The sequence below is a fragment of the Arthrobacter sp. Hb9-2 genome (genome assembly GCF_059091165.1).
Map to the genome: position 1 here is coordinate 22,687 of NZ_JBNHGJ010000034.1, position 23,538 is coordinate 46,224.

The following is a 23,538-nucleotide window of genomic DNA, read 5'->3' on the forward strand; positions in this document are numbered from 1 at the left end:
CTATGTCAGCGGACGGGGTAGTCGCGCTCCGGCTCGCCGATGTAGAGCTGCCGCGGGCGGCCGATCTTGGTGTTCGGGTCGCTGATCATTTCGCGCCACTGCGCGATCCAGCCGGGGAGGCGGCCGATGGCGAAGAGCACCGTAAACATCTTCTCGGGGAAGCCCATGGCCTTGTAAATGAGGCCGGTGTAGAAGTCCACGTTGGGGTAGAGCTTGCGCTGGATGAAGTAGTCATCGTTCAGCGCCTTCTCTTCCAGGCGCAGCGCGATGTCCAGCAGTTCATCGTTGCCGCCGAGCTTGGTGAGGATCTCGTGGGCGGTGGCCTTGACGATCTTGGCGCGCGGATCGTAGTTCTTGTACACGCGGTGCCCGAAGCCCATAAGCCGGACGCCGTCTTCCTTGTTCTTGACCTTCTCCATGTAGTCCTCGGGCTTGGTGCCCTCGGCCTGGATCTGGCGGAGCATCTTCAGCACAGCCTCGTTGGCGCCACCATGGGCAGGCCCGAACAACGCATTGATGCCGGCTGAGACGGACGCGAACAGGTTGGCGTTGGAGGACCCCACCAGGCGCACGGTGGAGGTGGAGCAGTTCTGCTCGTGGTCCGCGTGCAGGATGAGCAGCAGGTCCAGGGCCTTCGCGACAACCGGGTCCACCTCGTACTGCTCGGCCGGAAGGCCGAAGCTGAGACGGAGGAAGTTCTCCACGAGGTTGTGCGAGTTGTCCGGGTACAGCATGGGCTGGCCGATGGACTTCTTGTGGGCATAGGCCGCGATAACCGGGAGCTTTGCCATCAGGCGGATGGTGGAAACTTCCACCTGCTCGGCGTTGAAGGGATCCAGTGAGTCCTGGTAGAACGTGGACAGCGCGGAAACGGCCGAGGACAGGACGGGCATGGGGTGCGCGTCGCGGGGGAACCCGCCGAAGAAGCCCTTGAGCTCTTCGTGCAGCAGCGTGTGCCGGCGGATCTTCTGGTCGAATTCGTCCAGTTCGGTGGGAGTGGGCAGGTTGCCATAGATCAGCAGGTAGGACACCTCAAGGAAGCTGGAGTGCTGTGCCAGCTGCTCGATGGGGTATCCGCGGTAACGCAGGATGCCCGCATCGCCGTCGATGTAGGTGATAGCCGAAGTTGTGGCTGCTGTGTTCATGAAGCCGGGGTCAAAGGTGACTGCGCCCGTCTGCTTCAGCAGTTTGGAAACGTCGTAGCCCTCGTTTCCTTCAACAACCTGGATGCGCGGCAGCTTGAGCTCGCCTCCTGCGTGGTGCAGGGTCGCAGCATTGTTGGTCTCAGTCATGGAGTCCCCTTCATGAGGCGTCTGGGCCTCTGTCGAAAGCTTGATCCAACATCAGGTGAGCCGCGCACGAAGCCTGAGAACACAGGTTCCAACACCCGGGCTGCCTTCTTGTAGAAAGCCACCATTGATAGTCACTTAAAAAGCTACCGCTCCTTGGCGGGTGCCACTAATCCGCGACGTTCAAAAGTGGCCTAAAACCAGCCCGATGTGGCGCGAGTCACAGCATTGTTACGATGTGGCGGCCAGCCGGGCGACAGCGGCGTCGATCCGTTCGTCGGTTCCGGTGAGGGCGACCCGGATATAGCCGTTGCCGGCCTCGCCGTAGAAGACGCCGGGGCCCACCACGATGCCGCGCTCTGCCAAACGCGCCACAGTGTCCCAGGTTCCCTCCCCCGCCGTCGACCAGAGGTACAACCCGGCGTCGGATTCCTTGATTTCCAGCCCAAAGCCCAGCAGCGCCGGAACCAGCCGTTCGCGGCGTCCGCGGTACAGGTCCTTCTGGGCTTCAACGTGTGTGTCGTCGCCCAGTGCCACCCGCATGGCCTCCTGCACCGGATAGGGCACGATCATGCCCGCGTGTTTGCGGCTGTTCACCAGGTTGGGCATCAGGTCCGGATCACCGGCCACAAACGCCGCCCGGTAGCCTGCCACGTTGGATTGCTTGCTCAGCGAGTACACAGCAAGCAGGCCCTGGTGGGATCCGCCCGCAACCCGGGGGTCAAGGATGCTCGGAACTGCATGGCCGCCGCGCTGGACGTCCCAGTCGCCCCAGCCAAGTTCGGCATAGCATTCGTCGGAGGCCACTACTGCGCCGATGTCCCGGGCCTGCGCCACCAGCGCCTTCAAAGAGTCGATTCCCCGCACGCTGCCGGTCGGGTTGCCGGGTGAATTGACCCAGATCAGCCGGACGCGGGAGCGGGTGGCGTCGTCGAGCTCGTCCAGGTTGTCGGTTGCAACGGAGGTAACGCCAGCGAGGGTGGCACCGATATCGTATGTGGGGTAGGCAACCTTGGGGCGCACGACGACGTCGCCTGGCCTCAGACCCAGCAACAGCGGCAGCCAGGCCACGAGTTCCTTGGAGCCCACCGTCGGCATGATGTTACGGGGATCAAGACCGGCCACGCCGCGGCGGCGCACAAACCATCCGGCGATGGCTTCCCGGAGTGCGGGAGTGCCGTGGACGGTAGGGTACCCGGGGGCATCCGCGGCGGCCTTCAAGGCGTCCTGGATCAAGGCTGGAGTGGGATCCACCGGCGTGCCGATGGACAGATTGACCGCTCCGTCCGGATGCGCGGAAGCCGTGGCGAGATACGGCGCCATGGCCTCCCACGGGTAGTCGGGCAGGTCAAGGCCGAACGTATTCACTGCTGCGGTCACCAATCCTGCCTGCGTCAGTGGTCTTGGTTCTGCGGCGGCAGCGCGGCGATCATGGGGTGGTCCTTGCCGGTGTTGCCGACCTTGGCGGCTCCGCCGGGAGAACCGAGGTCGTCAAAGAACTCCACGTTGGCCTTGTAGTAGTCGGCCCACTCATCCGGGGTGTCATCCTCGTAGTAGATGGCCTCGACGGGGCAGACGGGCTCGCATGCCCCGCAGTCGACGCATTCGTCCGGATGGATGTACAGCGAACGCTCACCTTCGTAGATGCAGTCGACGGGGCATTCCTCAATACATGCCTTGTCCTTGACATCTACACACGGCTGCGCGATTACGTACGTCACGTCCCTGGCCTCTCCACGTTGGTTCCGGCAACCCGCCGGTTCTTGCATCCGGCAACTATGGCCGGACCCTGACATCTGAGCCTATTATCTCCCGGCCCGTTCCCGCGAACCTAGCCGGTGGCCTTGTGTGAAGCCCTTTAGTATGAAGTGGTGAACCTGCCCGCCCCCACACCTGCCGGATTCCTTGCCGCCGCCGCGCCTGGCACCCGGGTGGTGGTGCGCTACCGCATCGACGGCGGCTTCACGGACGCCTTGGGGCACCTGGTGATGTGCGACGCCGGTGCCTGCACCGTCCGTACGCGGCAGGCCGACGTCGTCATCCCCCTGGACGAGGTCGTCGCAGCCAAGGAAGTCCCACCGGCACCGGAGCCGCGCTTGCGCCGGCAAGCCGCGCCATAAGGGCCGGCTGCGCCCACCCCGCAGGAGGCAAAGAAAAAGCCGGGACGACGGCGGGAAATCCGCCTGCCGTCCCGGCAGTTTCATTGGCCCTCAGGCCGTTGTTGCTAGACCTTCGCGCGGGCGCGGTTGGCCTTGGCGCGCTCGTTGGTGTCCAGGATCACCTTGCGGATGCGGATGGACTCCGGGGTCACCTCGACGCATTCGTCCTCACGGGCGAATTCGAGGCACTCTTCGAGGGTGAGGTCGCGCGGGGGCGTCAGGTTCTCGAAGGTGTCGGAGGAGGCTGCACGCATGTTGGTGAGCTTCTTTTCCTTGGTGATGTTGACGTCCATGTCGTCTGCGCGGGAGTTCTCGCCGACAATCATGCCCTCGTAAACCTCAGAGGTGGGCTTCACGAAGAAGGAACCGCGCTCCTGGAGGTTGATCATGGCGAACGGCGTTACAACACCGGCGCGGTCGGCGACCATGGAACCGTTGGTGCGGTACTCGATAGGGCCGGCCCACGGCTCGTAGCCCTCTGAGATCGAGGCTGCGATGCCGGCGCCGCGGGTGTCCGTGAGGAACTTAGTGCGGAAGCCGATCAGGCCACGGGCGGGAACGATGAATTCCATCCGGCACCAACCGGTGCCGTGGTTGGCCATGTTGGTCATGCGGCCCTTGCGTGCGGCCATGAGCTGCGTGACGGCGCCGAGGTACTCTTCGGGCACGTCAATGGTCATGTGCTCCATGGGCTCGTGGATCTTGCCGTCGATGGTCTTGGTGACAACCTGCGGCTTGCCCACGGTCAGCTCGAAGCCTTCGCGGCGCATCTGCTCAACGAGGATGGCCAGGGCCAGCTCGCCACGGCCCTGTACTTCCCAGGCGTCGGGACGCTCGGTGGGGAGAACCTTGATGGAGACGTTACCGATCAGTTCCTTGTCCAGGCGGTCCTTCACCTGGCGGGCCGTGACCTTGGCGCCCTTGACCTTGCCGGCCAGCGGCGAGGTGTTGATGCCGATGGTCATGGAGATCGCGGGATCGTCCACGGTGATCAGCGGCAGCGGCTGCGGGTTCTCGGCGTCGGTCAGGGTCTCACCGATGGTGATGTCCTCAATACCGGCGACGGCGACGATCTCACCGGGTCCGGCAGATTCGGCCGGAACACGGTCCAGGGCCTTCGTGGCCAGCAGTTCAGTGATCTTGACGTTCTTGAGCTCACCGTTGGCACGTGCCCAGGCAACGGTCTGGCCCTTGCGCAGGGTGCCGTTGTAGATGCGCAGCAGTGCCAGGCGGCCCAGGAAGGGCGAGGCGTCCAGGTTGGTGACGTGTGCCTGCAGCACACCTTCCGGGTTGTAGGTGGGAGCCGGAATGTGCTCAATGATGGTCTTGAAGAGCGGCTCCAGGTCCTCGTTCTCCGGGGCGGTGCCGTCGGCGGGCTGCTCCAGGGACGCGCGGCCAACCTTGGCGGCAGCGTAGACAACGGGAACCTCAAGGATCTTGTCCAGGTCGAGATCCGGAACTTCGTCGGCCAGGTCGGAGGCCAGGCCCAGGAGGAGGTCCATGGACTCGTGGACGACTTCCTCAATGCGGGCATCGGGACGGTCCGTCTTGTTCACCAGCAGGATGACGGGCAGATGGGCGGCCAGAGCCTTGCGGAGCACAAAGCGGGTCTGCGGCAGCGGACCTTCGGAAGCGTCAACGAGGAGGACGACGCCGTCAACCATGGACAGGCCGCGCTCCACCTCGCCGCCGAAGTCGGCGTGGCCGGGGGTGTCGATAACGTTGATGGTGATGGTCTGGCCGTTGGAGGACGGACCGTTGTAGGCCACCGTGGTGTTCTTGGCCAGGATGGTGATGCCCTTTTCGCGCTCGAGGTCACCGGAGTCCATCACGCGGTCTTCGAGGTGGTTGTGCTCGGCAAAGGAGTTGGTCTGCTTGAGCATGGCGTCGACCAGGGTGGTCTTGCCGTGGTCAACGTGGGCCACAATCGCGACGTTGCGGAGGTCACTGCGGGATGCAGTGGCTACCGCGGTGTTGGTGGTGGTTTCAGACATGCGTAATGGCTCGATTCAGTGGTGAAAGTCAGCTGTTGTATCGCGACATTTCCAACTGGAACGCACGACAGATCAGGCCCTTAGCACAGGGCACCTTCCCCAAGTCTAGCCGCTGTGCCATTTATTGGCCTAAATTTTTCCGGCGGCGTGCGAACCCCCGGGCGCCCCGGCGGTGCGCCGCGCCAGAAATTGTGGGCAATATCACTGGCCTTACAGGTTGGCATGCCACATGATTGCTCTGACAGACCGTGCAAGCCCGAAAGACACCAGATGCGCAAAGCCCCGCCTGCGTTGGCCCAGACCCGTTCTGCTGCGTACGGCGGCATCGCGGTTATTGCCTTATCTGGTGTCCTGGCCCTCGCCGGCTGCGGCCTGTCCGGGCAAGCCCTTGAAAATCCTCCCCCGGCCGCTGCGGCCGCCGGTCCCGAAGGAGCAGCCGGCGGGCAGTTGCGTGCCGGCTTCCCCGTCCTGAACCCCGCTAATGGGCGGTTCGAAGCCGTTGTCCCCGATATCAGCAAAACCGTCCTCCTGATCGGGGATTCGCAGTCGGAACCGGCAGACGGCTGGCCCCGCCAAGGCCTCTCTGATGCGGGGTACAAGGTGTACTTCGGCGGGAAGGGCGGCACCGGATTCGTGACAGCCAACGGGAAGACAGGCAACTACATCGACGCCCTCCTGCGGGGTGACTGGCTAATTCCTTCCGGTACCCCCGCGCTGATCGTTATCCAGGGCGGCGGCAATGACGCTGCCAGCGGGGCATCCGACAGCCAGATCGCCGGCAATGCCGGCCGGTTAATTGCAGAGTTGCAGGCACGCTATCCGGGAACCCCGATGGCGATGATAGGAACCCTGGCCCGGGGCGAAAATAACGGGGGCGGCCGCCGCACGGAAGTTGATGCTTTGCTGGGATCGGTGGCCGCCGCGCATGGCCTGCCCTTCGTTTCCGTGGGCGACTGGCTCACCAAGTACGGCCTGGCCAAGGACCTCGCCGACGCCGTGCACATGAATCCCAGCGGCCGGCAGGCCCTGGGTGCGCTCCTGGAGCGCAGGCTGCGCGACCTGGGCCTCGAGCGGAAGCCGGCAATGGGGCAGGGTGAAAGCAGTTGGAGCCGGAGCCAGCAGGCTCCGGCTCCAACCGGTGAATAGGAAGGGCTGCTAAGCGACTTCCGGCGGCAGCATCAGCTTTGCGCCGGGGATGGCGTTAAGCAGTGCCTGTGTGTACTCCTGCTGCGGCGCGTCGAAGACGTTGTCCGTTGATCCGGTCTCCACCAGACGCCCCTTCTCCATCACGCAGACGTGGTCCGCGATCTGCCGCACCACCGCGAGGTCGTGGGTGATGAAGAGGTAGGTCAGCCCAAGGTTGGACTGAAGGTCTGCCAGCAGATTCAGTACCTGGGCCTGGACCAGCACGTCGAGGGCGGAAACTGCTTCATCACAGATGATGACTTCAGGATCCAGGGCGAGTGCCCGCGCAATGGCGACGCGCTGCCGCTGCCCGCCAGAGAGCTCATTCGGGTACCGCTGCATGGTGGATTGCGGCAGCGCCACCTGGTCCAGCAGTTCACGGACCTTTTTCTCCCGGCTGGCCTTGTTCCCGATTTTGTGGACCCGCAACGGCTCCTCGATGGTCCGGAAGATGTTGTACATGGGGTCCAGGGAGCCGTAGGGATCCTGGAAGATGGGCTGGACCCGGCGCCGGAACTTGAACAGCTCCGAAGGCTTCAGCAGCGAGGTGTCCACGCCGTCGAAAAGGATCCTGCCGTCGGTGGGCTTCTCCAGCTGGAGCACCATCTTGGCCACGGTGGACTTGCCGGAGCCCGACTCTCCCACGATCGCCGTCGTGGTTCCCCGGAGGACGTCGAAGCTTACGCCGTCCACGGCCGCGAAGTCCGATGATTTCCCCAGGCCCTGCCGAAGCTTGTACACCTTCCGCAGGTCCTGGATTTGCAGGACGTTGTCGGCAGCAAGTGCCTCCGCGGCCGGAGCGAGCAGATCGGCCGCTTCCAGGCCCTGTTCCTTGGCAACCTGGATCCTTCTGCTTGCCAAGGAGGGCGCAGACTCAACGAGCCGCTTGGTGTAGGGGTGCTGCGGGTTCTGCAGCAGCTCCAGCGACGGCCCCGACTCCACTACCTGTCCGCGGTACATCACCACAACCTTGTCCGCGCGTTCAGCCGCGAGGCCCAGGTCGTGGGTGATCAGCAGGACAGCTGTGCCCAGTTCGGAGGTCATGCCTTCGAGGTGGTCCAGGATCTGCCGCTGCACCGTGACGTCCAGCGCTGACGTGGGTTCATCAGCGATCAGCAGCCTGGGCTGGCAGGACAGGCCGATCGCGATCAGGGCCCGTTGGCGCATACCGCCGGAGAACTCGTGGGGGTACTGCTTGGCGCGCCGGTGGGAGTCCGGCAGCCCGGCTTCGGACAAGACCTTGGCGATGTCCTCGGGGCCACTGGGACGCCCGTTCGCCTGCAGCGTTTCCTTGACCTGGTAGCCGATCTTCCATACCGGGTTCAGGTTGGACATCGGGTCCTGGGGCACCATGCCGATGGTGTTGCCGCGCAGTTCGATCATCCGCTTTTCGGGCGCGTGCGAGATGTCTTCGCCGTCCAGCAGGATCTGTCCGCCGGAGACCCGCCCGTTGCCGGGCAGCAAGCCAATGGCAGCCAGGGCGGTGGTCGACTTTCCGGACCCCGACTCGCCCACGATGGCCACGGTTTCACCCGGCATGATGGTCAGGTGCGCGTTCCGGACAGCGTTGACTTCGCCGTTGCTGGTGTTGAACGTGATGGCGAGGTCGCGGATTTCCAGCAGCGGCCGGTCTGCGGGTATTCCGGCTTCAGTGATAGTGACATCGGATGTAGTCACGTGTGCCTCCTTCATCGCTGGCGGCTCTTCGGGTCAAGAGCATCACGCAGGGCGTCGCCCAGCATGATGAAGCTCAGGACGGTGATGGACAGTGCGGCAGCCGGGTACAGCAGTACTGCTGGGTTGGTGCGGATGGACGACTGCGCCGCAGAGATGTCATTGCCCCAGGACATGATGCTGCCGGGGAGCCCAATGCCGAGGAACGACAACGTCGCCTCCAGCACGATGAACACCCCGAGTTCCATGGTGGCCAGCACGATGATGGGGGCAAGGGCGTTGGGCAGGACATGCTTGATAAGGCTCTGGATCCTGGACACGCCCAGCGAACGGGCCGCCGTGATGAAGTCCGCATTCCGGACTTCGATCACCGCCCCGCGGGTCAACCGTGCCATCTGCGGCCACGCGAGCAGCACGATGATCATGATGACCGTCCACACGCTCTTGTTTTCGCGGAAGAACGGCAACTGGGTGACAACCAGGGCGCCGAGCACCAGCGGAAGTGCGAAGAAGATATCGCCGAGTCGGGCGATGACGGAATCGACCCACCCGCCGTAGAAACCGGCAAGCGCGCCGAGGGTCACACCGATGATGAGCACACCGATGACGGCGAAGACACCAACCATCACGGAAGCCTGCGTGCCGTAGATGACGCGGGCGTACACGTCGCAGCCCTGGAAGGTGAACCCGAACGGGTGGCCAGGGGAAGGTGCGCCGTCCGAGTTGGCCAACTGGCAGTTGTCGTTGGGGGCCGTCTGGGTGAACAGGCCTGGGAAGAACGCCACAACCAGGATGACCAGGATCATCACTGCCGAGACGATGAACAGCGGACGACGGCGGAGCTTGCGCCAGGCGTCTGCCCACAGGCTCAGCGGGGCTTGGTCCGTCTTAACAGCATCCGTTGCCAGCAGAGGGGTTTCCTCGATGGGGGCAACGAAATGCGTGGTGTCTTGGTTACTTTTCATAGCGAATCCTCGGATCAAGCCAGGCGTACAGCAAATCAACCAGCAGGTTGGCGATAACGAAGACCAGCACCAGCACACTCACGATGGCGACGACGGTTGGGCCTTCGCTGCGGAGAATTGCCTGGTAGAGCTTCTGCCCCACGCCGGGAACGTTGAAGATGCCTTCGGTAACAATGGCGCCGCCCATCAAACCACCGAGGCTGGCGCCCAGGTACGTAACAACGGGAATCATCGAGTTGCGGAGGATGTGCGCCATCACTACCCGCGGCCGGGACAGCCCCTTTGCAGTCGCGGTACGGACGTAATCAGCCGTTGAGTTTTCAATTACCGATGCCCGGGTGAGGCGGAGCACGTAGGCGAAGGACACCAGCGCCAGCGCGAAGGCCGGAAGCAGCAAAGTACCCCAGCTGACGTCCGTGCCCACCGTGGGTTTGGCCCAGCCAAGGTATACGCCGAACACCAGCTGCAGCACGAAGCCGAGGACGAAGATGGGAATGGCGATGACAACGAGCGAGGCGAGCAGCACTGATGAATCGAAGATTTTGCCTTTGCGCAGGCCGGCGATGAGGCCGAAGCCGATGCCGAACACAGCCTGGATAACCAGCGCTTCGATGGCGAGCATCACGGTGACGGGGAAGACCCGGCCAAGGGTTGCCGCGATGGGCTGGCCGGTGAAGTCGACGCCCAGGTTGAACGTAAAGAGGTTCTTGAGGAACAGGCCGTACTGGACCCAGAACGGCTGGTCGAGGTTGTACTGCTGGCGGAGCGCCGCGATGACAGCCTCGCTCGGCGGGCGGTCTCCGAAGAGTGCCCTGATGGGATCCCCTGGAAGGGCAAACACCATGAAGTACACCAGCAGGGTTGTGCCCAGGAAAACAGGGATGACTTGGAGCAGCCGCCGGAGAATGAACTGGATCACAGCAGACCCTCCGAGGACTTTGGAGATGTTGGGAAATTCATGTGGGACAGCTTCCTGCCGGTATCAAGGCTATGGGGGCCCGGCTGTTGCCGGGCCCCCACTAGCTAGTTGAGTTGGACGGTCTCAGAACTACTTCGCGGTGATGTTGTAGTACTGAATGACACCGTTCCAGCCGCTGTCCACGTTAGTCACGTTCTGGCTCCACACGACCTGGCGGGCGGAGTACCACAGCGGGAGGTTGGGCAGGTCCTGGAACAGGATCTCCTGGGCCTCGGTGAACTTTGCGTTGGCGTCGTCCGTGGACTTGGCACCCAGTCCTTCGTCGAGGAGCTTGTCGAATTCGGGGTTCGAGTAGCCCTCGTAGTTGGCGCTGGCACCGGTCTTCAGGAGCGGGCCGAGGAAGTTGTAGAGCGACGGGTAGTCGGCCTGCCAGCCTGCCCGGGTGAAGCCGGGAAGGGTCTGCGCCTTGCGAAGGTCAAGGATTTCAGCGAACTTGGCGAACGGCTGTCCCTCGGCCTGGATGCCCAGGTTGTTCTTCAGGTTGTTGGCAACAGCGTCGATCCATTCCTTGTTGCCGCCGTCAGTGTTGTAGGCGAGCTGGAGGGTCTTGTCTGCGGGCCAGGGGCTGATGGCATTGGCCTTGTCCCAGGCTTCCTTTGCCTTTGCCGCGTCAAACTTCAGGACCTCGGAACCCTCGACGTTGTCGTTGTAGCCATCCACTGCCGGGGAGGTGAAGTCCTTGGCCGGGATGCGGGTGCCACTGAAGATCACCTTGGTGATCTCGTCACGGTTGATGGCCATGGAGATGGCCTGACGGCGCAGCTTGCCTGCCTCGCCCTGGAACTCGGGCAGGTAGCCCGGGATGTTCAGGGTGGAGTTGCCGGCGTACGGCTTGTTCAGGTGGTTCTCCGGGAAGTCCGTGGTGTACGTCTTCAAGGCGTTGGTCGGAAGGACGTCGGTAACGTCCAGGTTGTTGGCCTGGATGTCGGTGTAGGCGGGAGCCGGATCGGTGTAGAACTTGAAGGTTACGCCGCCGTTCTTCGCTACACGGGGGCCGGCGTAGTCCTCGTTTTTGACGAGTTCAATCTGGCTGTCGTGCTGCCAGGCGCCTTCCTTGGCCATCTTGTACGGACCGTTGCCTACCGGGTTCTCGCCGTAGGCCTTCGGATCGGAGATCGCCTGGGAGGGAAGCGGCATAAAGGCGGTGTAGCCAAGGCGCAGCGGCCAGTCGGCCTCAGGCTGGGTCAGCTTGACCTCAATGGTCGTGTCGTCCTTGAGGACCAGGCCCGAAAGGGTCTGGGAGGTGGGGGCGGGGACCTCGGTCTCGCCTTCCTTCTTGGTGGCGCTGACAGCGTCGTAGCCCTCAATCGACTCAAAGAAGCTGCTGTTGGCCTGGGCATTGGTGCTCAGTGCAGCAAAGTTCCAGGCGTCGACGAAGCTCTTGGCGGTAACTTCCTCACCGTTGGTGAATTTGGTGCCGCTCTTCACCTTGATGGTGTAGTTCTGGCCGTCCGGGGATTCGATGGACTCGGCCAGGGCGTTGACTGACTGCCCACTGGGGTCATAGCTGGTCAGGCCTTCGAAGAGAAGTTCGACGACGCGGCCGCCATAAACTTCGTTGGTGTTTGCCGGCAGCAGCGGGTTCTGTGGTTCGTTGCTGTAGGCGGTGATGACCTTATTGGGGTCGCCGGCCGACTGGCTGGCACCGTCATTGCTGCCGCCTCCAGCGCCGCAGCCGGTCAGGGCGAGTGCGGCGATTGCCACGATGCCCAGTGCTTTGGAAGTGCGCGCAAAACGCATTCCGCCTCCTATGAGTTGTGGGAGAAAACGAGGGGAATCTTGTGCTTCCCCGCAGGCGAGACGCAGCTTTCAACTGTGACGCAACCTACATATACGAGTAGCCTAACCGCACAAAGTCCAGATGCTGGTACTCCGTTGCCAAACCGTGACCGGCTTGAACTGAACGCCTAGTCGGTCAACGGAAGTTGTGCAAGTCACATGCTACTCGCCGGTAGGCGTAACTGCGAATCGGTAATGTGAACCCTGCCACGTGGCATGCGGCAAGGCATTCAGGCGGCTTCTAGGCCAGCCGCCAGTCCCAGACATTCCACCAGACGCCCAAGGGGCCGGGGCTTGGCTTAACGCCGGCAATCCGGTCACTGAAGGCTGTTGTGCCCACGGTCTGGTACAGCGGGAGGCCGTAAGCGTTCTCCCATACCTGCTTATCGATTTCCGCGAGGAGCTCGTCCTGTTTGGCCAGGTCAGTGGTCCCGGCGAGTTCTTCCATCGCCTTGTCGGCGTCGCCGTCCGAGAATCCGTTGAAATTGCTACCGGCGCCGGTGCGGAAGATCTGCGGAACGCGGCTGACGCCCACCCCGGTGCCGATCCAGCCGAGCAGCGCTGCGTCGTACCCGCCGCCGCCCAGGGCCCTGGCCCAAGCGGCGTTGCCTTGTCCGGCGTCGACAACCTGGAAGCCGGCCAGGGCTGCAGAGTCCCGGATCAGGGCAAAAGCCTGGGCGCGGTTGGGGTTATCGCGGTTGTAGAGGATCCGGACGGTGGGAGTTTCACCATCCAGGAGCGCTTTGGCACCCTCGATGTCCACCTCGGCATAATTCGCGGACCCGTTGTTCTTCGCGGTGTCTTCGTATTTTGGCTGTCCCGGCAGGAACACATGCGAGTCGAGGGGCTTTGCATCCGGCAGCAGGTCCCCGACGACGGCATCCACAATGGCTTGCCGCGGAACGGTCTTCAGGAACGCCTCCCGGACGCCGTCCCGGGCGAAGGGCCCGGAAAAGCTGAGGTCCAGGTGGTCATACCCGGACTGGTTATAACGCGCAACGGTGATGCCCTGTTCAACGAGGCCCGTGAACAGATTGTCGGTGCCGCCAGAGGGCTGGGGCGAAATGATATCCGCCTGGCCGTTCCGCAGTGCATCCAAAGCAGCTGGCAACGCGCCGGTGAACCGGATGTTGATTTCATCAAGCCACGGTTCCTGGCCCCAGACGTAGTCGCGGTTGCGGACCAGCCTCATGGAGACCTCGGGGACGATGTCCCGGACGATATACGGTCCGCTGGAGAGGTAGAGCGAGGGGTCATCGGGAAGACCCTTGGTGTCGAATCCGGAGTTCCAGAAGTCGCTGACCTGCTTCAGGGCCGTCTTGAGCGCCGGTTCTTCGACGTCCCCGCGAGGTGAGTCCTTGACCAGGTTGATGAGGTCTTCCTCATCGTTCAGGCCGCTTTTCGCGGCCACAACGTGCGCCGGCAGGCCGACGTCGAACGCTACTTCCCAGTCGGCGTACGGCACCTCGTACTGAAGGGTGATGGAACGCCCGTCCGCACCGATCTCGGGCAGAACGGTTCCCGCCAGCCCGCTGGTATCCGCGGCGGTGGAAAAATACGTGGTTCCGGTTCCGGCGATGGGATCGGCGTCGTCGAAGTATCCGGAGCCGGCAGCCCAGCTCAACAGGAGGTCGCCGGCGTCGATCGCTTCGCCGTCAGACCACGTAACGCCCTCGTTCACGGTGTACCTCACCTTGAGCGGCTGGTCGGACACCTTTTCGAAGCGGCCGAACTTTTCATTGCGCACCACGGTGGACGAGTCATCCAGGTAGTAGAACCCTGAGTGCGTGATGTGCCCGACCTTGGAGTTGATGTCCGTGTTGCCATCAGTGCTGTACGGGTTGAAGGACGAGAAGGCGTTGACCTCGGCAACGGTGGCGCTGCCACCCCGTTTCGACTCTCCCACCACCACGGGAGTGGGGCCTCCCCCGCCCGAGCAGCCCGAAAGTACTACGGCTGCAGCTACCGCTGCGGTGATGAACTGCATCAAACGCCTGAGCGGCATGCCGCCTCCTGTTTTCCTTCTGCGGGAGGGGCTCCTGGACTTCGCAGGATCACGCCCTGTACTCAGGATAGTGCGTGAGGCACCTTGTTTGCCGGTGCCGTCCGCAGCAGCCGTGTTGCCCCCTGTCCTGGGCCCAGCAGGGCTACAGCACGACGGCGGTGCTCCCGCCGTTTCTCCGGGTCCACGGCTTCGGGGTCCATGAGCTTCTTTTGCGCTCCGTTAAAGGGCTCGGCCGAGACTAGAAGGCGGTGCTGGGCAGATCCTTCTCGCCATCGACGATCGCGGTGATAATCCGCCCTGCAACCAGGTCCGGATCCAGCCCCGCACCGAACTTCGGCGCTGACCCGGCGATCGGATGATCGGACAGAGCGGTGCCAGTGTGGCCTGGGCGGGCGTCCACAATTCGGATGCCCGCGCGGCGATACTCGCGCGCCGCTGCGACAACGAAGGCCGCGAGCCCAGCCTTCGACGCCGAGTATGCCGCCAGACCGGCGACGGGTGCCTCGGCGACAACGCCGCTCAGTGTGACAACGAAGGGCTCCCGGCCCTCACGAGCCGAGGCCGCGAGGTAGGGCTGGCTCTGAGTGATGAGCTGGATCGGACTGGTCGTGTTCACAGCGAAGAGTTCGTCCACTGTGGCGGGGTCAAGGTCTGATGCGGCGCCGAAGGCGACGACCCCGGACGCAACCACCAGCCCGTCGAGGCGTCCGTACTGCGCATTCGTATCGTCCAGCACCTCCTGGATCACGGACGGTGCGCGCAGATCATGCCCAGCAGACTTTGACGACCGAGCGACGATGGCGCCTTTACTCTCCAGCTGAGCGGCGATGCGCGAACCGAGTCCGCCGGTGGCGCCGACTACCAGAACGACCGCACCCTGAAGAGTGGTCATGGGTAGATCCTAGGTCACGTGCTGCAGGTAGCCCAGCATGGGCCGGTTTTAGAACCCACGGAATGCTCCCATCGCACCAACAGAGACGGGCCCATCTGCGGAAGCAGATGGGCCCCTCTAAAAATTCTGTGGGCTAGACGTTGAAGCGGAACTCCACCACATCGCCGTCGGCCATGACATATTCCTTGCCTTCGATCCTGACCTTACCCCGGGACTTGGCCTCTGCCATGGACCCTGCTTCGACGAGGTCATTGAAGGAAACTACCTCGGCCTTGATGAAGCCGCGCTGGAAGTCGGAGTGGATTACCCCTGCTGCCTGCGGTGCAGTATCACCCTGGCGGATGGTCCAGGCACGGGTTTCCTTGGGGCCGGCCGTGAGGTAAGTCTGCAGCCCCAGCGTGTGGAAGCCGACGCGCGCCAGCTGGTCCAGTCCGGATTCGTCCTGGCCGTTCATTTCCAGCATTTCGCGGGCCTCTTCCTCGTCAAGTTCCACGAGGTCGGCTTCGAGCTTGGCGTCGAGGAAAACGGCGTCCGCCGGGGCAACCATGGCCCGCAGTTCCTCCTGCTTTTCGGGACTGCCCAGGATGGCTTCGTCGGCGTTGAAGACGTAGATGAACGGCTTTGCCGTCAGGAGGCCGAGCTCCTTGAGGTGTTCCATTTCCAGCTTGTCGCTCTTAATGGAAGAGAAGATGGTGTCGCCGCGTTCCAGAACCACCTGGGCTGCCTTGATGGCGGCAAGCTCCGCAGCTTCCCGCTTCTTGATCTTGACTTCCTTTTCGATCCGCGGAATGGCGTTCTCGATGGTTTGCAGGTCGGCCAGGATGAGCTCGGTGTTGATGGTTTCCATGTCGGAGCGCGGGTCCACTTTCCCATCGACGTGGATAACATCGGGGTCATCGAACACGCGCACCACCTGGGCGATAGCTTCGGCCTCGCGGATGTTGGCCAGGAACTTGTTGCCCAGGCCTTCACCCTCGGATGCGCCCTTGACGATTCCGGCGATGTCCACGAACGACACCGGCGCCGGCAGGAGGCGCTGCGAACCGAAGATCTCAGCCAGCTTCTGAAGGCGGGGGTCGGGCAGGTTCACGACGCCGACATTGGGCTCGATGGTGGCGAACGGGTAGTTCGCCGCCAGCACCTGGTTGCGGGTCAGTGCGTTGAAAAGAGTTGATTTGCCGACATTGGGCAGTCCGACGATGCCAATAGTAAGAGCCACGAGCATTGATTCTACCCGCAGCAGGCGCCAAGGGGTTCCGGGCCGGCGGGCTGAAATGTCGCTTCCGGGAAATGTCACAGCCCCGTGCGACAGTGAGCACATGGATGCTTTTGCGCTGATACTGGCTTTGTTCATGCTGTTGCTGGGGGCCCTTGCGGGCGCTGCAGCCACCTACTTCGCGCTGCGGAAGAACAGCCGCGCCGTGGAAGAGGACTTCGACGCCGTTTCGTCGCGGCTTTCGGAGGTGAGCGCACAGTTTGCCGCGGCCGACGCCGAACGCCGCCTTTTGGCTGCACAGAACCGGGAGTTGGGGGAATCACGGTCCCAGGACGGCAGCGTGCTCCGTGCGCTGGCGCCCGTGGCCGAGAAACTGACGGCAGTGCAGCAGCAGGTGGCGCTCCTGGAACGTGACAGGCTGGAACAGTATGGCCAGCTGGCCCAGCAACTGCAGGAAGCCCGGCTTTCGGATGAGCAGTTGATCCGGTCCACCCATGCCCTGGAGTCCGCCCTGCGGTCCAACAGTGCGCGCGGGCAGTGGGGAGAGGTCCAATTGCGGCGCGTGGTGGAGGCCTCCGGGATGCTCCGCCACGTCGACTTCATCGAACAGGTTCACAGTGCCGGTGGCGAGTCTTCCGTCCGCCCGGACCTTGTGGTCCAGCTGCCCGGCGAGAAGCAGCTGGTTGTTGATGCAAAGGTCCCCCTGTCGGCCTACCTGGAGGCGCAGGAACTCGGCGCGTCCATGGATTCCCGGACGGGGCAGCCCGGGCTGCCCCTGAGCGCAGACCGCCGCTCCCAGCAGGGGCTCCTGGCTGCCCACGCAAAGGCCCTGCGGGCCCATGTGGACTCATTGAGCAGCAAGAAATACTGGGACATCCCCGGCAACTCGCCAGAGCTGGTGATTTGCTTCATCCCGGCAGAATCGATTCTGGCCGCAGCACTCATGGCTGATGCCGAACTCCTCGACCATGCCCTCTCGAGGAACGTGGTCCTGGCGTCTCCGAGCACGCTGCTGGCTGTGCTGAAATCTGTGGCCTTCACCTGGCGGCAGGACGTCCTGACGGACAGCGCCCGTGAACTGTTCGACCTTGCGAGGCAGCTGTACGACCGGATGGGAACTTTGGGCGAAAATGTCAGCAAGCTGGGGTCTTCGCTGAAGTCATCCGTGGACCGCTACAACTCCATGGTGGGCACGCTGGAAGCGCGCATCCTTCCCACTGCCAGGAAGTTGAACAGCCTGGAGGAATCGGGCCTGAAGACCCCTCCGGTTGTGGAGGTCACACCGCGCGCCCTGGCCGCCCCCGAACTCCAGAGCGAGGACGAGGCCGCCTGAGGGCAGCCTTCGGGACAAGAACTACGGGGTAAGAACTCCCGAGGTCAGGAATCCGGGGTAAGGAAAGGGCCTGGCAGCCGCAGCTGCCAGGCCCACTCACTTTGCTCCCAGCTTCGACGCCGGCGTTCTTAGCTCCGCGGCCGGCGTCCGCCCAGTGCACGGCTGACATCGCCGGCCTGCTTCAGGGTCGCCCGAAGCTCCTTGGGCAACGAGAACAGGAGATCCTCTTCGGCCGTGACGACTTCCTCAACGGTGCCGTAGCCGTAATCGGCCAGCAGGCGCAGCACGTCCTGCACCAGCACCTCAGGTACGGAGGCCCCGGACGTTACGCCAACCGTTGCGACGCCCTCAAACCAGGCCTCATCAACTTCATTGGCAAAATCCACCCGGTAGGAGGCCTTGGCACCGTACTCGAGGGCAACCTCCACCAGCCTCACGGAGTTTGAGGAATTGGCCGAGCCCACCACGATTACCAGGTCTGCCTGGGGGGAAATCTTCTTGATCGCCACCTGGCGGTTGGTGGTGGCATAGCAGATGTCGTCGCTGGGCGGGTCCTGCAGGGTGGGAAACCGATCCTTCAACAGGCGGACCGTTTCCATGGTCTCGTCAACGCTGAGGGTGGTCTGTGACAGCCAGATGACCTTCTCCGGGTCCCGCACCGTCACCTTGTCCACTTCGTGCGGACCGTTGATGATCTGGATGTGTTCCGGAGCTTCGCCTGCCGTGCCTTCAACTTCCTCGTGGCCATCGTGGCCGATCAACAGGATGTCGAAATCGTCCTTCGCGAACCGCACGGCTTCCTTGTGGACCTTGGTCACCAGCGGGCAGGTGGCGTCAATGGTGCGCAGGCCGCGGTCCTCAGCGGACTGGACCACCGCAGGCGATACGCCGTGGGCAGAAAAAATCACCAGCGCGCCCTCCGGCACTTCGTCCGTCTCGTCAACGAAGATGGCGCCTTTTTCCTCCAGGGAGCTGACCACATGGACGTTGTGCACAATCTGCTTCCGCACATACACCGGAGGGCCATAGTGTTCCAGGGCCTTCTCAACGGCGATGACGGCACGGTCAACACCGGCGCAGTATCCGCGGGGAGCAGCGAGCAGCACCTTCTTGGTTCCGGATACGGGGGCTGCAGCAGCTACTTCCTCGGGAGAGCGGCGCCTACGCGGGATTGTGGGCATCGAAAGGGAAACAGCTGAGGGGGTCATTACTCGATTCTACCGGGTTGCCCGCGCCCGCTTTCTCGGTATGAGGCCGGCCACAATTCCCACCAGCACCAGTACCCCGCCGGTGATTGCCGCTGCCCAGGTCCATATCTGGAAGTCGGCGGAGGCCGCCGCGACGAACTCATCCCTGAAAATGTTGGCCACCTCGTTACCGGTTTCCGTGGCCAACACCGCCGCGGAACCTGCCTGCGCGCCCAACGTCCAGAGAGCTGCCAGCAATAACGCGCCAACTCCGGCGGCCACCAGCACCGTCCAGCGCCGGCGGGCGGCAACGAGCGCCAGGAGCAGCGCCACCGCAGATCCCCCGGCCAGCAGGTAGCCGGAGGGAGCATAGGTGCTAAGTCGCTCAATCCATTCCTTGTGCTCCGGCTGGCCCACGTTAATCAGCGTCTGCTCCGGCGGGTCCAGGGGAAGCCTGGTGGCACGTGAGATTTCCTCGGAACCCAGCGCCACAAGTGGGGCGACGTCGAGGGTCAGGGTTGAGGCAGCGGTAGCTTCAGGACTGTTGTCGCCCGTCCCCGCGAAACTGAGGCGGTGGCTTTTCCGGAGTGCTTCTTCCCAGGCAGCGGGGTAGCCGGGAAGACCTGTCAGGGACGCGGCGGCGTCTTCCAGGACCGGCCGGACGAGGTCCGAGAGGAAGCCCGGGACGGCGCTGGTATCGATCGTGCCAATGGCGGCCGCTGCCAGTCCTTGCTGGAACTCGGGATTCCTGCCCAGCGGCGCCGCCAGTTCCACGAAGCCTAGCTCCTGGACAATGCTCCGGTCCAGCCAGATGGCCGGAACTGCCACAGCAGCGAGCAGTACGGCCAGCACGGTGGCGGCAGCGGAAACAAAAGTGCGCACAGCAGGTCCTTCAGGTCGATGGCGGTCAACCCATCCTAGGCGGGCATCCTGGCCGGCCACTGTCAGTCCCGGATGCTACAGCTTATGGATAAGGTTGAATGACCGCCGCACAACAGACGAAGGACCCCATGCCCTCAGCTCCAGCCCCGCAAGGGACTTCGCATGTCTGAACAGGCCTCACTCCCGGTCCCCGGCCAGCAACTGGCGGCACCCACCACCCTTCCGGCGACGGCAGCGGAAACCACCCCTGACAACCCATGGCCGCTGCAGCTCCTCTCGCAGAAGCTGAAAGCCCACATCGACCGCACGCCGTCGGCCTGGGTCGAAGGCCAGGTCATCGAACTGAACCGCCGCGGAAGCAACGCGTACCTGACCTTGCGGGATGTTGACGCGGAGGTTTCGCTGCCGGCCTCGGTGTGGACCAAAGTGCTGGAACGCCAGAACCTGCCGCTGGAACGCGGTTCCCGCGTGGTGGCCCTGCTGAAGCCCGAGTTCTGGATCAAAACGGGCCGGCTGAACATGCTGGTCAGGGATATCAGGCCGGTGGGCCTGGGCGACCTCCTAGCCCGGATCGAGCGGCTTCGCCAGGCCCTCGCCGCCGAAGGCCTCTTTGCCGACTCCCGCAAGAAGCCGCTGCCCCTGTTGCCGCATCGCATAGGACTCATCACCGGCCGCGACTCCGATGCCAAAAAGGACATCCTCCGGAACGCTGCCCTCCGCTGGCCCGCGGTGGAGTTTGAAATCCGGGAGGTTGCCGTCCAGGGAAATACAGCTGTCTCCCAAGTGGTGCGCGCGTTGCGGGACCTGGACGCCTTACCGGTGGTGGACGTTATTGTCATCGCCCGCGGCGGGGGCGCCCTGGAAGACCTCCTGCCCTTCAACAGCGAAGAACTGATCCGGGCTGTGGCAGCGGCCTCCACTCCCGTGGTGAGTGCCATCGGCCACGAGGCGGACAGGCCCCTGCTGGATGATGTTGCCGACCTGCGCGCATCCACTCCAACAGACGCCGCCAAGCGCATCGTGCCGGAAGTCTCCGAAGAACTGGCAGGGGTCCGCCAGGCCCGCGAGCAACTGCGCCGGTGCATGGAGCGCCTCGTGGACAGGGAATCGGACCGCCTGGCTTCCCTTCACTCAAGGCCCGTGATGGCTGCACCCGAAGGCATGGTGACCAACCGCTCCGAGGAGATTGAGCGGTTGCTCCGAAGGTCCTCCGCGGCGGTGAGCTCCACCGTGGTGCGGGCTGCCGACCAGCTGGAGCACCTGAAGGCCCAGGTACGTGCGCTGTCTCCGCAGAAGACGCTCGACCGGGGGTACGCCGTCGTCGAACTCGCCGATGCACTGGCAGCACGCTCCACCAACTCGGGGCACGCCGTGGTGCGCCGCCCGGCGGAGGCGCCGGCGGGAACGCCGCTCTCGGTCCGGGTGGCGGAAGGCCGTTTCGGCGCCACGTCCACGGGCAGGCTTGAACAGCACATATCGGAAACCGGAGAACCCAATGACTGAGCAAAAGCCAGGAAACGACGTCGCAGCGCTGAGCTATGAGGAAGCCCGCGAGCAGCTCACCGCAGTGGTGGGCAGGCTCGAGGCAGGTGGCGCCAGCCTGGAGGAATCCCTGGCGCTGTGGGAGCGGGGCGAAGCGTTGGCCGCACGGTGCGAGGAATGGCTGGAAGGCGCCAGGAAACGGCTGGCCGCTGCCCGCGACCAACCGCTGTAAAGCCTCAGGAACGGAGGATCAGCTCCCGCTCGGTTGCGACGTCGAACTCGGCCTTGGGCCACTCAAGGTTCAGCCCGGCCAGTGCCCCCAGGAGCAGCTGCTGCACTGCGATCCGGGCGTACCACTTCTTGTTGGCCGGAACCACGTGCCAGGGCGCGTCCGGAGTGCTCGTTTCATCGATGGCCGCCTGGTACGCATCCATATAGTCCTCCCAGAACGCCCGCTCATCGAGGTCGCCCCGGCTGTACTTCCAGTGCTTGGCCGGGTCGTCCAGCCGGGCCAGCAGCCGCGCCTTCTGCTCTTCCCCGCTGATGTGGAGCATCACCTTGACGACTTTGGTCCCCGAGTCCGCAAGACGTCCCTCAAACTCATTGATTGCCACATAGCGGCGTTTGATCTCGTCGGGGCTGGCCCAGCCGTGGACGCGGTGGATCAGCACGTCCTCATAATGGGAGCGGTCGAAAACGCCCATCATGCCGGCAGCTGGCACTTCCTTCTGGATCCGCCACAGGAAGTCATAGGACTTCTCCTCATCCGTCGGAGCCTTGAAAGCCTTGAACTGGATGCCCTGGGGGTCGGTGGCGGCCATGACGTGGTTTACGATTCCGCCCTTGCCTGCCGTGTCCATCGCCTGCAGGATCAGCAGGATCCGCTTCCGTCCGCCAAAGCGTGACTCCGCGAAAAGCTTCTCCTGCAACTCGCCCAGCTCGTCATCCAGGTCCGCCAGGAGGGCCTTTCCGTCTACCTTGCTGCCGCTGTAGCCGGGCGTGGAGTCTGGATCAACGTTTGCCAGCGAGAACCCCTCCCCCGCCCGAAGGGTCTCGGAGGGGTGCTGGTCGAATTGGACGACGCCGGCCATGGGGAATCCTTTCCGCGAAGGTTCACGGGACCGAATCGCCCGTGTCCACAGGCTAGTTCCCTTGATACCTGCTTAGGAAGTCCCCCATCCGCCCGACTGCCTCTTCGATGTCCTTGACGTTGGGCAGGGTGACCATCCGGAAATGGTCCGGGCGTACCCAGTTGAAGGCGCGGCCGTGGGAAACCAGGATCTTCTGCTCCCGAAGGAGGTCCAGGACAAACTTCTCATCGTCCCGGATGTGGTAGACCTCGGGGTCCAGCCGAGGGAAGAGGTAAAGGGCGCCGCGTGCCTGCTGGGTACTGACGCCGGGGATGGCGTTCAACATGTCGTAGGCCTTGTTGCGCTGCTCCAGCAGCCGCCCGCCCGGCAGGATCAGGTCGTTGATGCTCTGGTAGCCGCCCAGCGCCGTCTGGATGGCGTGCTGGGCGGGCACGTTTGCGCAGAGGCGCATGTTGGCCAGGAGGCTGATGCCCTCAAGGTAATCGGCTGCGTCCTTCTTGGGGCCGGAGATGGCCATCCAGCCTGCGCGGTAGCCGCACACGCGGTAAGCCTTGGACAAGCCGCTGAAGGTAAGGCACAGGACGTGGTCGCCAGTGAGCTTGGCGAGGTTCACATGGACTGCGTCCTCGTACAGGATCTTCTCGTAAATCTCGTCCGCGAAAATCACTAGTCCGTGCTTCTCGGCAAGGGCCACAATCTTCTTCAGCGTTTCGTCAGGGTAGACGGCGCCGGTGGGGTTGTTCGGGTTGATGACCACGATGCCCTTGGTCCGCGGCGTAATTTTGGCTTCCATGTCCTCAAGGTCAGGCTGCCAGCCGGAATCCTCGTCGCAGAGGTAGTGGACCGGCTTACCGCTGGCGAGTGCCACGGATGCGGTCCACAAGGGGTAGTCAGGCGTGGGGATCAGGACCTCGTCACCGTCGTTGAGCAAGGCCATCAAGGACATGGTGATGAGTTCACTGACGCCGTTGCCCAGGTAAATATCGTCGACGTGGATGTTCTGGATCCCGCGGGTCTGGTAATACTGCGAGACGGCGGTACGGGCGGAAAATATGCCGCGGGAGTCGCTGTAGCCCTGGGCGTGCGGCAGGTGGCGAATCATGTCCACCAGGATGGCGTCGGGCGCTTCGAATCCAAACGGGGCCGGGTTTCCGATGTTCAGCTTCAGGATCCGGTGCCCCTCCGCCTCCATCTGCTGGGCGGCCTGGAGGATCGGTCCACGGATGTCGTAAAGGACGTTGTTGAGCTTCGTGGACTGCTTGAATTCTGCCATCCACTAAATATGCCACAGGAGGGATGCGCTTCCGCTGAGACATCAGCCACACCCGTGTCGGGCGTAGTTGGCAGAAAATGACCCAGGCATCACGACGGCGGCTGCCGGACGTGGAAAAGTCCGGCAACCGCCGTCGTACTGGCACAGCAGGTA

General features: G+C 63.5%; 20 protein-coding genes. 5 read left to right on the forward strand and 15 right to left on the reverse strand.

Features of this window, described 5'->3' with window-relative positions; all coding sequences use genetic code 11:
• Positions 1-5: 5 nt before the first annotated feature.
• From AC5RV1_RS17065 to fdxA, 3 genes are all read right to left on the reverse strand, one after another.
• Positions 6-1,292: a citrate synthase gene (locus AC5RV1_RS17065; RefSeq protein WP_163162134.1), complete on the reverse strand. Its 1,287-nt coding sequence runs from the start codon at positions 1,290-1,292 to the stop codon at positions 6-8.
• A 228-nt stretch (positions 1,293-1,520) separates the two neighbouring features.
• Positions 1,521-2,669, reverse strand: a complete 1,149-nt coding sequence (dapC, locus tag AC5RV1_RS17070; protein ID WP_493995372.1) for a succinyldiaminopimelate transaminase — start codon at positions 2,667-2,669, stop codon at positions 1,521-1,523.
• 14 nt (positions 2,670-2,683) lie between these two features.
• Positions 2,684-3,010: a ferredoxin gene (fdxA, locus tag AC5RV1_RS17075; RefSeq protein WP_050685972.1), complete on the reverse strand. Its 327-nt coding sequence runs from the start codon at positions 3,008-3,010 to the stop codon at positions 2,684-2,686.
• Positions 3,011-3,157: 147 nt separating this feature from the next.
• On the opposite strand from fdxA, the gene AC5RV1_RS17080 reads away from it, so the two are divergent.
• Complete coding sequence (locus tag AC5RV1_RS17080; RefSeq protein WP_493995373.1) at positions 3,158-3,409, forward strand: putative acetyltransferase; 252 nt, start codon at positions 3,158-3,160, stop codon at positions 3,407-3,409.
• A gap of 104 nt (positions 3,410-3,513) precedes the next feature.
• Here the strand turns inward: AC5RV1_RS17080 and typA are convergent, their stop codons facing one another.
• Entirely contained in the window at positions 3,514-5,442 is a 1,929-nt protein-coding gene (typA, locus tag AC5RV1_RS17085) for a translational GTPase TypA (RefSeq protein ID WP_256248410.1), read from the reverse strand.
• A gap of 270 nt (positions 5,443-5,712) precedes the next feature.
• Here typA and AC5RV1_RS17090 point away from each other — a divergent pair, with 270 nt between their 5' ends.
• Complete coding sequence (locus tag AC5RV1_RS17090; RefSeq protein WP_493995374.1) at positions 5,713-6,588, forward strand: SGNH/GDSL hydrolase family protein; 876 nt, start codon at positions 5,713-5,715, stop codon at positions 6,586-6,588.
• A gap of 9 nt (positions 6,589-6,597) precedes the next feature.
• On the opposite strand, the gene AC5RV1_RS17095 is transcribed toward AC5RV1_RS17090, so the two are convergent.
• The 7 genes from AC5RV1_RS17095 to ychF form a co-directional block, all read right to left on the reverse strand.
• Positions 6,598-8,304, reverse strand: a complete 1,707-nt coding sequence (locus AC5RV1_RS17095) for a dipeptide ABC transporter ATP-binding protein (protein WP_493946707.1) — start codon at positions 8,302-8,304, stop codon at positions 6,598-6,600.
• An 11-nt stretch (positions 8,305-8,315) separates the two neighbouring features.
• Positions 8,316-9,266 carry an ABC transporter permease gene (locus tag AC5RV1_RS17100; protein WP_430225870.1) on the reverse strand — a complete coding sequence of 317 codons (951 nt, stop codon included), beginning with the start codon at positions 9,264-9,266 and terminating at the stop codon, positions 8,316-8,318.
• Positions 9,256-10,185, reverse strand: a complete 930-nt coding sequence (locus AC5RV1_RS17105) for an ABC transporter permease (protein ID WP_256248407.1) — start codon at positions 10,183-10,185, stop codon at positions 9,256-9,258. The genes AC5RV1_RS17100 and AC5RV1_RS17105 overlap by 11 nt, the downstream gene beginning before the upstream one ends.
• Positions 10,186-10,314: 129 nt before the next feature.
• Complete coding sequence (locus AC5RV1_RS17110) at positions 10,315-11,985, reverse strand: peptide ABC transporter substrate-binding protein (protein WP_493995375.1); 1,671 nt, start codon at positions 11,983-11,985, stop codon at positions 10,315-10,317.
• 280 nt (positions 11,986-12,265) lie between these two features.
• Entirely contained in the window at positions 12,266-14,029 is a 1,764-nt protein-coding gene (locus AC5RV1_RS17115) for an ABC transporter family substrate-binding protein (RefSeq protein WP_493995376.1), read from the reverse strand.
• 238 nt (positions 14,030-14,267) lie between these two features.
• Positions 14,268-14,921 carry an SDR family NAD(P)-dependent oxidoreductase gene (locus AC5RV1_RS17120; RefSeq protein ID WP_493995377.1) on the reverse strand — a complete coding sequence of 218 codons (654 nt, stop codon included), beginning with the start codon at positions 14,919-14,921 and terminating at the stop codon, positions 14,268-14,270.
• A 133-nt stretch (positions 14,922-15,054) separates the two neighbouring features.
• Positions 15,055-16,140, reverse strand: a complete 1,086-nt coding sequence (gene ychF / locus AC5RV1_RS17125; protein WP_163162110.1) for a redox-regulated ATPase YchF — start codon at positions 16,138-16,140, stop codon at positions 15,055-15,057.
• Between the two features lie 100 nt (positions 16,141-16,240).
• On the opposite strand from ychF, the gene AC5RV1_RS17130 reads away from it, so the two are divergent.
• A complete protein-coding gene (locus tag AC5RV1_RS17130) occupies positions 16,241-17,470 on the forward strand; it encodes a DNA recombination protein RmuC (RefSeq protein ID WP_493995378.1) in 1,230 nt (409 codons plus the stop codon).
• Between the two features lie 128 nt (positions 17,471-17,598).
• On the opposite strand, the gene AC5RV1_RS17135 is transcribed toward AC5RV1_RS17130, so the two are convergent.
• Together AC5RV1_RS17135 and AC5RV1_RS17140 are read right to left on the reverse strand one after the other, a co-directional pair.
• Positions 17,599-18,678 (reverse strand): 4-hydroxy-3-methylbut-2-enyl diphosphate reductase, encoded by a 1,080-nt coding sequence (locus tag AC5RV1_RS17135; protein WP_163162106.1) that lies wholly within the window; start codon positions 18,676-18,678, stop codon positions 17,599-17,601.
• A gap of 9 nt (positions 18,679-18,687) precedes the next feature.
• The gene (locus tag AC5RV1_RS17140; protein WP_493995379.1) at positions 18,688-19,539 is read right to left on the reverse strand and encodes a hypothetical protein; all 852 of its coding nucleotides are present in this window, start codon (positions 19,537-19,539) and stop codon (positions 18,688-18,690) included.
• Positions 19,540-19,701: 162 nt separating this feature from the next.
• Between AC5RV1_RS17140 and xseA the strand changes: the two genes are divergently transcribed.
• Together xseA and AC5RV1_RS17150 are read left to right on the forward strand one after the other, a co-directional pair.
• Complete coding sequence (gene xseA, locus AC5RV1_RS17145) at positions 19,702-21,042, forward strand: exodeoxyribonuclease VII large subunit (RefSeq protein WP_493995380.1); 1,341 nt, start codon at positions 19,702-19,704, stop codon at positions 21,040-21,042.
• Positions 21,035-21,253, forward strand: coding sequence for an exodeoxyribonuclease VII small subunit (locus AC5RV1_RS17150; RefSeq protein ID WP_493995381.1), 219 nt, complete (start codon positions 21,035-21,037; stop codon positions 21,251-21,253). The genes xseA and AC5RV1_RS17150 overlap by 8 nt, the downstream gene beginning before the upstream one ends.
• 4 nt (positions 21,254-21,257) lie before the next feature.
• Here the strand turns inward: AC5RV1_RS17150 and AC5RV1_RS17155 are convergent, their stop codons facing one another.
• Entirely contained in the window at positions 21,258-22,112 is an 855-nt protein-coding gene (locus tag AC5RV1_RS17155) for a PPK2 family polyphosphate kinase (protein ID WP_493946714.1), read from the reverse strand.
• Between the two features lie 52 nt (positions 22,113-22,164).
• Positions 22,165-23,385 (reverse strand): pyridoxal phosphate-dependent aminotransferase, encoded by a 1,221-nt coding sequence (locus tag AC5RV1_RS17160; protein WP_493995382.1) that lies wholly within the window; start codon positions 23,383-23,385, stop codon positions 22,165-22,167.
• Between the last annotated feature and the right edge of the window lie 153 nt (positions 23,386-23,538).